The organism is Candidatus Planktophila lacus (assembly GCF_002287925.1).
GTDB classification, from domain to species: Bacteria; Actinomycetota; Actinomycetes; order Nanopelagicales; family Nanopelagicaceae; genus Planktophila; species Planktophila lacus.
Window position 1 is genome coordinate 1,302,314 of record NZ_CP016769.1, and the last position, 13,045, is coordinate 1,315,358.

At 47.9% G+C, this 13,045-nt stretch carries 12 protein-coding genes; all 12 read right to left on the minus strand.

Features of this window, described 5'->3' with window-relative positions:
* Positions 1–7 precede the first annotated feature (7 nt).
* Positions 8–2,506 (minus strand): ATP-dependent Clp protease ATP-binding subunit, encoded by a 2,499-nt coding sequence (locus A1s21148_RS06580; protein ID WP_095671619.1) that lies wholly within the window; start codon positions 2,504–2,506, stop codon positions 8–10.
* Positions 2,507–2,650: 144 nt separating this feature from the next.
* On the minus strand, positions 2,651–3,145 hold the full coding sequence (locus A1s21148_RS06585; protein WP_095671620.1) for an amino-acid N-acetyltransferase: 495 nt from the start codon (positions 3,143–3,145) through the stop codon (positions 2,651–2,653).
* A gap of 14 nt (positions 3,146–3,159) precedes the next feature.
* On the minus strand, positions 3,160–4,668 hold the full coding sequence (gene lysS, locus A1s21148_RS06590; RefSeq protein ID WP_095671621.1) for a lysine--tRNA ligase: 1,509 nt from the start codon (positions 4,666–4,668) through the stop codon (positions 3,160–3,162).
* Positions 4,669–4,687: 19 nt separating this feature from the next.
* A complete protein-coding gene (locus A1s21148_RS06595) occupies positions 4,688–5,452 on the minus strand; it encodes a type III pantothenate kinase (protein WP_095671622.1) in 765 nt (254 codons plus the stop codon).
* Positions 5,453–5,454: 2 nt separating this feature from the next.
* Positions 5,455–6,291 (minus strand): carboxylating nicotinate-nucleotide diphosphorylase, encoded by an 837-nt coding sequence (gene nadC, locus A1s21148_RS06600; RefSeq protein ID WP_095671623.1) that lies wholly within the window; start codon positions 6,289–6,291, stop codon positions 5,455–5,457.
* On the minus strand, positions 6,291–7,901 hold the full coding sequence (locus A1s21148_RS06605) for an L-aspartate oxidase (protein ID WP_095671624.1): 1,611 nt from the start codon (positions 7,899–7,901) through the stop codon (positions 6,291–6,293). Before A1s21148_RS06605 ends, nadC begins: the two co-directional genes overlap by 1 nt.
* Positions 7,898–8,707: a pantoate--beta-alanine ligase gene (gene panC / locus A1s21148_RS06610; protein WP_095671625.1), complete on the minus strand. Its 810-nt coding sequence runs from the start codon at positions 8,705–8,707 to the stop codon at positions 7,898–7,900. The genes A1s21148_RS06605 and panC overlap by 4 nt, the downstream gene beginning before the upstream one ends.
* Before the next feature lie 56 nt (positions 8,708–8,763).
* Positions 8,764–9,210, minus strand: a complete 447-nt coding sequence (gene folK, locus A1s21148_RS06615) for a 2-amino-4-hydroxy-6-hydroxymethyldihydropteridine diphosphokinase (RefSeq protein ID WP_095671626.1) — start codon at positions 9,208–9,210, stop codon at positions 8,764–8,766.
* A complete protein-coding gene (gene folB / locus A1s21148_RS06620) occupies positions 9,207–9,563 on the minus strand; it encodes a dihydroneopterin aldolase (RefSeq protein ID WP_095671627.1) in 357 nt (118 codons plus the stop codon). The genes folK and folB overlap by 4 nt, the downstream gene beginning before the upstream one ends.
* Complete coding sequence (folP, locus tag A1s21148_RS06625) at positions 9,556–10,317, minus strand: dihydropteroate synthase (RefSeq protein ID WP_095671628.1); 762 nt, start codon at positions 10,315–10,317, stop codon at positions 9,556–9,558. Before folP ends, folB begins: the two co-directional genes overlap by 8 nt.
* Before the next feature lie 26 nt (positions 10,318–10,343).
* Positions 10,344–10,931 (minus strand): GTP cyclohydrolase I FolE, encoded by a 588-nt coding sequence (gene folE, locus A1s21148_RS06630; RefSeq protein ID WP_095671864.1) that lies wholly within the window; start codon positions 10,929–10,931, stop codon positions 10,344–10,346.
* A gap of 20 nt (positions 10,932–10,951) precedes the next feature.
* Positions 10,952–13,030, minus strand: coding sequence for an ATP-dependent zinc metalloprotease FtsH (gene ftsH / locus A1s21148_RS06635; protein ID WP_095671629.1), 2,079 nt, complete (start codon positions 13,028–13,030; stop codon positions 10,952–10,954).
* Positions 13,031–13,045 lie beyond the last annotated feature (15 nt).

The window sequence follows — 13,045 nt, forward strand, 5'->3', positions numbered from 1 at the left end:
AAATATTTTATTTGGCAGCTTCAGCTAGATCTTCTGGTGAATCAGGCAAGGTTGCCTTTGGTGATCCAGCAAAAGTGAACTTAGCTTCAGCATCGACGCCTTCAACATCTACAACGATGATCTCGCCGGCCTTTAGCTCGCCGAAGAGAATTCGCTCTGAGAGTGAATCTTCGATCTCGCGCTGAATAACGCGACGCAAAGGACGCGCACCAAGAAGTGGATCGTAACCACGAGCAGCAAGGAGATCCTTAGCTGCTTGAGTAAGTTCGATACCCATATCTTTTGCCTTCAAGCGATCATCAAGGTTTGCGATCATGAGATCAACGATTTGAATAATCTGATCCTTCGTCAACTGGTGGAAGACGATTACATCATCGATACGGTTTAAGAACTCAGGGCGGAAGTGGTTCTTGAGTTCATCTTGAACCTTGCCCTTCATGCGATCGTAATTTGTTAGATCGTCATCAATGTTGGCAAAGCCAAGTCCGAGGCTCTTAGAGATATCGCGAGTACCAAGGTTGGTAGTCATGATGATTACAGTGTTCTTAAAGTCAACGGTACGACCTTGTGAATCAGTTAGTCGACCATCTTCAAGTACTTGAAGAAGTGAGTTGAAGATATCTGGGTGCGCTTTTTCGATTTCATCGAAAAGCACAACGGAGAATGGGCGACGACGAACCTTTTCAGTTAGCTGTCCACCTTCGTCGTAACCGACATATCCTGGAGGTGCACCAAATAGTCGTGAGGCTGTGTGGCGCTCAGAGTATTCAGACATATCGAGTTGGATAAGTGCGGTCTCATCACCAAATAAGAATGAGGCAAGAGTGCGAGAAAGTTCGGTCTTACCAACACCTGAAGGACCGGCGAAGATAAATGAACCACCAGGGCGCTTTGGATCTTTCAAGCCAGCGCGAGTACGGCGGATTGCTTGTGACAACGCCTTGATCGCTTGATCTTGTCCGATAACGCGACGGTGTAGTTCATCTTCCATACGAAGCAGACGTGCAGTCTCTTCTTCAGTTAACTTAAATACTGGGATACCAGTTGAGGCAGAGAGAACTTGTGCAATTAACTCTTCATCAACTTCGGTGACCTTATCGAGGTCAGTTGCCTTCCAATTCTTTTCAGCTTCTGCTTTCTCAGCGATAAGAGTCTTTTCCTTATCGCGAAGTGCGGCAGCGCCTTCAAAGTCTTGGCCATCAATCGCAGATTCTTTTGCTTTGCGCGCTTCGGCGATCTTGTCATCGAATTCGCGGAGTTCGGCAGGTGCGGTCATGCGCTTGATGCGAAGACGTGAACCGGCTTCATCAATTAGATCGATCGCTTTATCTGGCAAGAAGCGATCTGAAATGTAGCGATCTGCCATATTTGCAGCTGCAGCAAGTGCGCCATCGGTAATTGATACGCGGTGGTGGGTTTCGTAACGATCGCGAAGTCCCTTAAGAATTTCAATGGTGTGAGCAACTGATGGCTCTTTAACTTGAATTGGTTGGAAGCGACGTTCTAGAGCAGCATCTTTCTCAACATGCTTGCGGTATTCATCGAGAGTTGTTGCACCAATTGTCTGGAGCTCACCGCGAGCAAGCATCGGCTTCAAGATGCTGGCAGCATCGATCGCACCTTCTGCAGCGCCTGCGCCTACAAGTGTGTGGATTTCATCGATAAACAAAATAATGTCGCCGCGAGTTTTGATCTCTTTCAAAACTTTCTTTAGGCGCTCTTCGAAGTCACCGCGGTAGCGGCTACCGGCGACGAGTGCGCCGAGATCGAGAGAGTAAAGCTGCTTATCTTTAAGAGTTTCAGGAACATCGTTCTTGTAAATCGCCTGAGCAAGTCCTTCAACAACTGCTGTCTTTCCAACGCCTGGTTCGCCAATTAACACTGGGTTATTTTTGGTACGACGTGAAAGAACTTGCATAACGCGTTCGATTTCGGTTTCGCGACCGATTACTGGGTCGAGCTTTCCTTCGCGCGCTGCCTGTGTCAGGTTGCGACCGAATTGATCGAGAACAAGTGAAGTAGATGGTGTGCCTTCTGCAGGACCGCCAGATGTTGCAGTTTCTTTTCCTTGGTAACCGGAAAGCAATTGGATGACTTGCTGACGAACGCGATTTAAATCAGCGCCGAGTTTTACAAGAACTTGTGCAGCAACGCCTTCGCCTTCGCGAATTAGGCCGAGCAAAATATGTTCTGTGCCGATGTAGTTGTGGCCGAGTTGCAACGCTTCGCGAAGTGAGAGTTCAAGAACTTTCTTGGCGCGAGGTGTAAAAGGAATATGGCCGCTAGGTGCTTGTTGTCCTTGGCCGATAATTTCTTCAACTTGTGCGCGAACGCCTTCAAGTGAGATGCCGAGAGCTTCGAGGCCCTTTGCAGCGACGCCTTCACCTTCGTGGATGAGACCAAGGAGAATGTGTTCTGTGCCGATGTAGTTGTGATTGAGCATGCGTGCTTCTTCTTGAGCCAAGACAACAACGCGTCGGGCTCGATCGGTAAAGCGCTCAAACATGGGCAAGGCTCCTTCTATTGGTTACTGCGTCAAGCCTATAACCCAACGCAGGGAAGACGCGAGGTGGATGGCTGGTACCCCTTAGAACCCCAGATTTAGCGGGGATATTCCCAATTAGGCCTACTTGTGGGGCTATTTGATGGATTAGAGAGTCAGGAGCATGCGGGTATTGCCAAGGGTATTTGGCTTTGCCGCTTCGAGATCCAAGAACTCAGCCACACCGGCATCGTAAGAACGAAGGAGCTCTTGATAAACATCTGGTGCAACTGGAGTTCCTTCAATTTCAATAAATCCGTGGCTGCCGAAGAACTCGGTTCTAAATGTTAAACAGAAAATTCGTGCAACGCCAACTTCGCGGGCGCGTTCGATAATTTTTTCCAGGATTTGATGTCCAACGCCTTGGTTATGAAAACTTTTTTCAACGGCAACGGTACGAACTTCAGCTAGGTCATCCCACAAGACGTGGAGCGCACCACAACCAATAACTTTTCCATCTACTTCAGCAACGGTAAATTCCTGAACGCTTTCATACAAAGTAACTGTCTCTTTAGAAAGCATCTGACCCGGGGCTGCATAAGAATCTACTAACTGGCGAATTGCTTTTACATCGCTAGTGCGCGCCGGACGAATATTTACCATGAGAAAACTTTGCGTTATTCGATTTCTGGCTTAACGAGTGGGAAGAGAATTGTTTCGCGAATACCAAGACCAGTAAGCGCCATCAGCAAACGATCAACGCCCATTCCCATTCCGCCCATTGGTGGCATCGCAAATTCCATCGCGCGCAAGAAATCTTCATCGACTTGCATCGCTTCTAAATCACCCTTGGCACCGAGCGTTGCTTGTTCTACTAAACGCTCGCGCTGAATAACTGGATCAATTAATTCAGAGTAACCAGTTGCTAGTTCGAAGCCATCGACGTAGAGATCCCACTTTTCAGCAACTCCTGGAATTTCGCGATGTGCGCGAACAAGTGGTGATGTATCAACTGGGAATCCCATGACAAATGTAGGCTCAATTAACTGATCTTTTGCCACGTGCTCAAAGATCTCTTCGGCTAATTTGCCAGTGATCCACTTCGGATCGATCTTCATACCGAGCTTGGTTGCAATCTTCTTTAGATCTTCAATTGGAGTAAGCGCTGTAACGGTTTCCCCAACGCCTGTTGAAATAGCGTCATAGAGCGAAATCTCTTTCCACTTTCCGCCAAGGTCAGCCTGGCGACCATCATGATGAGTAACAGTGTGCGAACCGGCAACTGCCATCGCAGCGTTCTGTACTAGTGAACGAGTTAAATCTGCGATCGAACGCCAGTCACCATATGCCTGATAGCTCTCGATCATTGCAAACTCAGGAGAGTGTGAAGAATCAGCGCCTTCATTGCGGAAGTTACGGTTAATTTCAAATACGCGCTCGATGCCACCAACCACACAACGCTTCAAGAAAAGTTCTGGCGCAATACGCAGGAAGAGATCCATATCGTAAGCATTTGAGAAAGATTTGAAGGGACGAGCTGCTGCGCCACCGTGCATTACCTGCAACATCGGTGTTTCAACTTCAATGAAGTTCTCGTTATGGAAAGTCTCGCGCAGTGAACGCATTACCGCTGGACGCAGACGTGCATTAGAGCGCGCTTCTTCGCGAACAATGAGGTCTACATAACGCATGCGCACACGCGTTTCCTCAGACATTGGCTTGTGATCATTAGGCAACGGACGAAGTGACTTTGCTGCAATTGCATATGAGTTTGCCAAGATTGAAAGTTCACCGCGCTTTGAAGTGATGATCTCGCCAGTAACGCTGACGATATCTCCAAGATCGATATCGCTCTTCCAGGAATCTAAAACTTCTTGACCGACTTTGTCTAGAGAAAGCATCGCTTGAAGTTCAGTGCCATCGCCTTCGCGCAGAGTTGCAAAACAGAGCTTGCCGGTATCGCGCTTAAAAATTACGCGACCCGTAAGGCTTTGAATATCTCCGGTGGCTTTATCTATTTCGAGATCTACGTACTTAGCGCGGATATCAGCCAGTGATGAGGTGCGAGCAACAGCAACTGGGTAAGGCTCAACGCCTCGCTCGATTAAGCCAGCGCGCTTTTCGCGACGGATGCGCAGTTGTTCTGGCAGATCGTCTTCGATTGGCGCTTGTGGTTCGTTGCTCATAATGACGAGAGTCTACCTATTAGATATTTCGCTCGTGGATCAGGCGCAGGCCAATTAGCGTGAGATCAGGCTCATGCTCATCAATAGTTTCGGCAACGCCAATAATTAGCGGGGCTAATCCGCCGGTTGCAATAACTGTTGGTGCTTGGTCATAACTCTGCGCTAATTCGGCAGTAATGCGATCGACCAAACCATCTACTTGGCCAGCAAATCCAAAGATAGTTCCAGATTGCAGCGCTTCAACGGTGTTCTTTCCGATAACGCTCTTTGGGCGAATCAACTCAACTTTGCGCAATTGGGCAGCGCGCGCAGCAAGGGCATCAACTGAAATTTCAATACCGGGTGCAAGTGCGCCACCAAGAAATTCGCCCTTTGGTGAAACAACGTCGAGATTTGTAGAAGTTCCGAAATCAACCACGATCGCTGGGCCAGCATAGAGAACATGTGCAGCCAAAGTATTAACAATGCGGTCTGCGCCAATTTCCTTTGGATTATCAACCAACAGCGGAACGCCGGTCTTGGTGCCAGGTTCAACAATTGTTGTTGGAATCTTTGAAAAGTAAGAGGCGATCATCGTGCGAAGTTCGCGCAATGTTGCTGGAACAGTCGAACAGATTGATAGACCAGTAACTTCGTAATCTGCAACTAGCGCGTTGAACTGCAACCAGAGCTCATCAGCGGTTGTGCGTGGGTCGGTCTTTACGCGCCATGAGCGCACAAGTTCTTCGCCATCAAAGATTCCTAGGACCGTATTGGTATTTCCGACATCAACTGTTAACAACATAACTACTCCGCTCTCAGATCTAGACCGATATCAAAAACTGGCGCTGAATGTGTAAGGGCTCCGATGGCGATGTAATCAACGCCGCTTTTGGCATAGGCACGTGCGTTCTCTAGTGAAATTCCACCTGATGCTTCGAGTTTGCAGACGCCGTTTACGATCGCAACTGCTTCAGTGCATTGTGCAGGGCTCATATTGTCGAGTAGAACTAAGTCAGGCTTTTGCGGTAAAACGTCACGCAACTGATCGAGCGTATCTACTTCGATTTCAATCTCTGAATCTGGGTATAAAGCGCGCACTTTGGCAAAGGCTTCTACAACGCCGCCCGCTGCGGCAATGTGATTATCTTTAATAAGCGCTGCATCACTTAGGTTCATACGATGATTTGTACCGCCACCCATGCGTACTGCGTATTTTTCAAGCACTCTCATACCTGGAGTTGTTTTGCGGGTATCGCGAACCTGGCACTTAGTTCCAGCAACTTCTTTAACCCAAGCACTCGTTAGCGTTGCTACTCCGCTTAATTGGCTAAAGAAGTTAAGTGCGGTGCGCTCGGCCAATAAAATTGCCCGGGTATTTCCAGAAACGCTGAGCAAAATATCTCCAGCGCTTACCTGATCACCATCGTTCTTTACTCGCTTAATTTCGGTAAGCCCGACTTCACGTAATACCGCTTCCGCAACTTCTATTCCAGCGATTACTCCGCTCTTGCGAGCAGTGAAATCAGCTTTCGCAGTTGCCTTTTCGTCAATGGTGGCAACGGAAGTTATATCTTCGCCGCCCGCCAAATCTTCAACGATAGCTGCTTTAATCAAATCAAAATCAGATTTAGAAAGTGTCATTACTTTCCTACCTCCTGATAGCTAGTAGTCCAATCGCCGCGATTATCTAGTTGCTGGACAATGCGCTTTCGCCAATTACTTTCAGTGTTTGGAAAATCTTCTCGCCAATGCGAACCGCGGGTTTCTTGGCGGATCAACGCTGCTTTAAGAATCGCTTGCGCAAGTTGGAAGAGATTGGTGGTCTCCCAAGCTTCAACACATGGATTCGAACTCGTGCGATCTTGAATACGAGTTAGATCAGCGCTGGTTTGCAGTAGTGAATCGGAAGAACGAAGTACACCGGCACCGCGGCTCATGCTTAGCTGCAGCTCGCGACGAGTTTCTGGGTCTAGCAGAACGCTTTCGGAATTATTCTCAATAGGTTCGCTATGTTCGGGCAGATTGCCAGCGATATCTGCAGCAATTCGTGCGCTAAAAACCAAACCTTCAAGCAGAGAATTTGATGCCAAACGGTTGGCTCCGTGAACTCCAGAACAAGCGGTTTCACCGCAGGCATAGAGGCCTTTAACGCTGGTGCGGCCATTTAAATCAACGCGAACTCCACCTGATGCGTAATGTGAAGCAGGAGCAACTGGGATTAAATCTTTTGCGGGATCAATTCCATTTGCAATACATGATGCGTAGATAGTTGGAAAGCGCGCTTCAAAACCACTTAAGTGTCGAACATCTAACCAGACGTGATGTGCACCGGTTTTATTCATGGTGCGCATAGATGCGATTGCAACAACATCTCGTGGTGCAAGTTCGGCTAACGCATGTTCGGCAACCATAAAGCGCTCACCAGCATCGTTAAGTAGGTAAGCGCCTTCACCACGAACCGCTTCGCTAATTAGCGGTTGCTGACCTTGGGTATTATCGCCAAGCCATAAAACTGTGGGGTGGAATTGGATAAATTCCACGTCAGCAACTTTTGCACCAGCGCGAAGTGCCAGCGCGACTCCATCGCCAGTTGAGACTGATGGGTTTGTGGTTTGTGCGAAAACTTGTCCGAGGCCACCAGTGGCAAGTACAACTGCTTTACCAAGTGCGCGTCCAACGCCATCACGGCTACCTGCACCGATTACGTGCAAGGTAACACCACAAACAGAACCACTGGCATCTTTAATTGCATCTAATACAAGTGCATGTTCAACAACTTCAATCTCTGGATCATCATGAACAGCAGCAAGAAGTGCGCGTGAAACTTCAGCACCTGTTGCATCTCCACCAGCGTGCAAGATGCGATTACGTAGATGACCACCTTCGCGAGTTAACGAGATTTCACCGCTTGCTTCAGTATCAAAGATTGCACCGCGTTCGATTAGCTTGCGAACGGCTTCTGGTCCCTCGGTAACAAGTACGCGGACAGCTTCTTCATCGCATAAATCTGCGCCTGCAACCAAGGTATCTTTTAGATGTTGATCAGGTGTATCTCCTGGGCCAAGTGCTGCAGCGATACCGCCTTGCGCCCATTTGGTAGAGCCTTCATCGACCTTTGATTTAGTAACAATCAAAACCGTAAGTCCATAAGTGCGCGCCTGTAGAGCGGTAGTTAACCCAGCGATTCCAGAACCAACAACAATGACATCTGCTTGGGCGGTCCAGCCAGGAGCGGGCGCTAACAACTTCATCGCACAGCTCCTAACTTCATCTCCATATTGTCGATCAAACGCACCCCATTTAGCCAACCGGCGATAATCGCACGCTTATTTGCCGTCGCATCTATCGCCTTTGAAAAATCCTTCTCATCGATGATCTCGGCGTAATCCAGAGTAAAACCTGCTGCCGATTTTGCCACAGTGGTTAACGCTGCCTGCGCTGCTGATAAATCAGGAGAATCCGCTGCAGCATTTAGTGCACTGTAGAGAACTTGTGCTTGCTCGCGCGCTTTTTCATCCAATCGCACATTGCGAGATGACATCGCAAGTCCATCAGCTTCACGGATTGTTGGTGCGGCAACAATTTCAATATCTGATTTGAGCTCTGTGATGAGCTTTCGAATAAGTGTTAACTGCTGAAAATCTTTCTCACCAAAAATCGCAGTTTTTGGTCTAACCAATTGAAATAACCTTGCAACAACCGTAACAACGCCATCAAAGTGTCCAGAACGAGAAGCGCCCTCATAGAGATCTCCTAAAGCGCCAGCAGAACGCTTTGCAAAGCCTGCTGGATAAATCTCTTCGTAGGTAGGTAACCAGAGATGAGTAACGCCAGATTCTTTAGCTAAATCAATATCCCGATCTGGCGTTTTAGGATATTTGGTTAACTCTTCTTGATCTTCAAATTGCAGTGGATTTACAAAGATGCTGGCGACAACAAAATCAGATTTTTCACGCGCTAATTTAAATAGCGAAGCATGGCCTTGATGAAGCGCGCCCATCGTCGGAACAAATGCGCAGCCGTAAGCGAGTTCGGTAGAACTAGTGACTATCTTCATGATCTTGGCTCCAGTCCTTTCAGGTACCGGGCGGTGATGACTATAAGTTTAAGGCTTTACGGCAATTGCACCAAAAGCTCAGAAATCTTGCCGTGGGTAAGAAGAATTGCCTCAGGGTCAATCGAAACCCAGGGTTCAAGTACGAAACGCCTCTCATGTGCGCGCGGGTGCGGCAGCTTTAATTCATCAGCAGAACTTAAAAGTGATCCGTATTGAATCAAATCTAAATCAATAGTGCGTGGTCCCCATTTTTCTAGGCGCTGTCTGCCAAGTGCTTTTTCGATGCCATGAAGTAAAGAGAGTAAATCCATCGCAGGCAGTTCACTTTCAACGATACAGACCGCATTTAGATAATCAGGTTGCTCGATATCGCTGACGGGTTTTGTGGAGAAATACTCAGAAACAGAGATTACATCCGTGGCCTCGCGCAACATCGCTACCGCTAAATCCATCTGTGCTTTGGGATCTCCAATATTTGCACCTAGCGCGATTACCGCTTTCATCGTGAGATGGTGACCGAGATGTCTTTTACTTCAGCCGCAACTGGCGCTTGTGGTTTATGAACAGTGACAGTTACTCGTGCTGCTTGAGCAAATGTAATCTTGATTCGTTCTGCAATACGACCGGCCAGTTTTTCAATTAGTGAAACTGGATTTGTGGTGATCTCTTCAACAACTAAATCGATGACTTCCGCGTAGTTAATTGTGTCTTTCACATCATCGCTAACGCTGGCGCGGGTCAGATCAACTTCCAGTTCTACATCGACATAGAAATCTTGGCCGTTGGCGCGTTCTGCCTCAAAGACTCCGTGATAACCAAAGCCTTTAATTCCAGTGATGCGAATTAGATCAGCCATGGTTTACAACTAAATCTTTATGTGGTTTCACGCTATGAACTCTAACTGCCCAAATACTTTTATCAAGTAAAGATTTGGTGAGCGCTATCGTCGCTTCTTCACGCTCATCAGGAGTGCTGCCCCCAAGGAAACGTTTGCGCGATCCTCCAATTAGCACTGGATATCCAAGTTCAGTGAATTCACCTATGCGATTTAAGATCTCCCAGTTATGTTCGGCCTCTTTAGAAAAACCTAAGCCTGGATCAATTATCAAGTTATTGCGGGCAATTCCAGCCTTTAACGCTAGATCGATCTGCAACTGCATTTCTGCAATTACTTCACTTACTACATCGCCGTATGTCGCAAGCGAATTCATATCTTTGGAATGACTGCGCCAATGCATCAAAACATATGGGCAACCCATTTCGGCAACGCTTTCATGCATCAGGTCATCAGCAAGCCCGCCACTTACATCGTTGACGATGCTTGCACCTGCTTCAATTGCTAGCGCTGCTGTTTCGGCGCGCATTGTGTCGATACTTATGGGAACTCCGGTTTGCGAAAGTTTTTTTATAACTGGCAAGACTCGAGATTGTTCTTCTGCGGCGGATACCCGATCCGCACCCGGCCGAGTTGATTCGCCGCCAATATCGATTATGTCTACGCCTTCGGCGATCATCTCTAAACCGCGAGCAACCGCCTTTTCGTAAGTGTCATGCTTGCCGCCATCTGCAAATGAATCAGGTGTGACATTTAAAATGCCCATGATCTTCATGATTTATGGATTGGTTAATCGGTTGGTTATCGGTTGGTGATCAGGCTGATCGCTTCAGCTCGTGTTGCTGGATCGCGCAGAACACCACGTACCGCGCTTGTGGTTGTGCGCGCTTGTGATTTGCGAACCCCACGCATCGACATACATAAATGTTCGCAATCAATAATGACAATCACGCCCATCGGATCGAGAATCTTCACCATCGCATCAGCAATCTGAGTTGTTAAACGCTCTTGCACCTGTGGGCGACGGGCAAATAAATCAACTAGGCGAGCAACCTTTGAAAGTCCGGTGATCTTGCCGCGTGGGATATATCCAACATGTGCGACTCCGTGGAATGGAGTTAAGTGGTGTTCGCAATGTGAAAATACTTCGATATCGCGAATGATTACCAACTCTTCATGGCCGATATCAAAGGTAGTTGTTAATACCTCTTCTGGCGCCTTCCATAGTCCTTCAAAGTTCTCTTTAAAGGCGCGGGCAACGCGCGCTGGAGTCTCTTTTAAACCTTCGCGATCTGGATCTTCACCGAGAGCTAGAAGAAGTTCGCGAACTGCAGCAGTTGCGCGCGCTTCATCGTATGGGTGCAGAGCGCGCCCATCTTCAGGTCCCATTGAAACCGGAGTTACATCGTTCACTCTTGATCGGAATCTTTCTTTGCGCTCTTGCGAACTCGTGAAGGTTTCTTTTCAGATTCTGGTTCGATGACAATACGTTCTGGAACATCAACCGGTGGTTGCTGTGAAGGAATACGCGTTGCTGAACCTGTCCAGGCCGGACGGCGTGGCCAAGAGTTAACTTTCTTAAAGATCTTTGCAATTTCTTCTTTATTGAGAGTCTCTTTCTCAAGAAGCTGCAGCACCATCGCATCTAAAGTCACGCGGTTTTCAACCAAGATATCAAAGGCTTCTTGGTGCGCATTTTCAATAAATTTACGGATCTCAGCATCAACGGTTGCCGCAACGTTTTCAGAGTAATCACGTTGGTGACCATAATCGCGACCCATAAATGGTTCTGATGCATCTGCGCCGAGCTTGATGGCACCAATAGTTTCGGTCATTCCGTATTGCGTAACCATAGCGCGGGCTAGTGCGGTTGCCTTTTCAATATCATTTGATGCGCCAGTTGATGGGTCATGGAAGATTAACTCTTCAGCAGCACGTCCTCCGAGTGAGTAAGCAAGTTGATCTAACAACTGATTACGAGTTGTTGAGTACTTGTCATCATCTGGCAGAACCATTGTGTAACCAAGTGCGCGACCGCGCGGCATGATCGTAATCTTGTGAACTGGATCAGTATGTGGAAGTGCATGCGCAACAAGTGCGTGGCCAGCTTCGTGATAAGCGGTAACGCGACGTTCATCATCAGACATAATCCTTGATTTACGCTGCGGACCAGCCATTACGCGATCAATTGCTTCATCGATCTGGCTATTTGAAATTACCTTCTTCTCCTCGCGTGCGGCAAGAAGCGCAGCTTCGTTAAGAACGTTTGCTAGATCTGCACCAGTAAATCCTGGAGTACGACGTGCATAAGTAATTAGATCTACTTCATCTGAAAGTGGTTTGGTCTTGGCATGCACTTTGAGAATTTCTTCGCGACCCTTTAGATCTGGGCGATCAACTGCGATCTGGCGATCGAAACGACCTGGACGCAATAGCGCAGGATCAAGTACATCTGGGCGGTTAGTTGCTGCGATCAAGATAACTTGACCACCAGTTTCAAATCCATCCATCTCGACAAGAAGTTGGTTAAGAGTTTGTTCGCGTTCGTCGTGACCGCCACCCATACCGGCGCCGCGCTGGCGACCAACTGCATCAATTTCATCTACGAAGACAATTGCGGGTGCATTGGTCTTTGCCTGCGCAAATAAATCGCGAACTCGCGCTGCACCAACACCAACGAACATTTCAACAAAATCTGAACCAGAGATTGAATAGAAAGGAACTTGCGCTTCTCCTGCTACTGCGCGAGCAAGAAGTGTCTTACCGGTTCCGGGAGGGCCGTAGAGAAGGACGCCTTTAGGAATCTTCGCGCCAAGGAGTGCGTACTTAGGTGGGTTAGCGAGAAAGTCTTTTATCTCTTCTAGTTCAGCGATCGCTTCATCAGCGCCAGCTACATCGGCGAAGGTATTTTGTGGAACATCGTTATCTTGTAATTTGGCGCGAGATTTTCCAAATGAGAAGACGCGATTTCCACCTTGCGCGCGGCTCATCAAGAAGAAGAACAGGAAGCCAATTAAGAGAATTGGGAATATTGAGAATAGAAAAGAAAGAAATAGCGATTGTGATGGAACTTCAACGGTCCAGCCTTTTACAGGAGAGTTCGCGCTTAAAGCATCGATAAGCGTTGGCTCTTGGCGGGCAATATATGAAGCTTCGACTTTGCTATCGCCTTTGATTAATACACCTGGCTTTAGGATCAAACGAATCTTTTGTGATCGATCAACCAAGACCGCAGATTCAACTTCGGATTGTGAAATTGCAGCGAGTGCGCGTGAAGTATCGATTTGGGTATAACGATTACCGGCGCCGGTAACTTGTCCGAAGATGGTGACGGCCAAGATCGCTGCGACTATCCAGAAGAGTGGACCGCGAAAAATCTTTCCAGCGCGGGAAGTCGGCGCCTTCTTGGGGGTCTTCTTATCGCTCTTTGGCGCTGTAGAACTTTTCTTCTTCAGCAAATTCTTGCCAGCAATTTTCTTCTTTTCCATTAGCGAGAGCGCCGT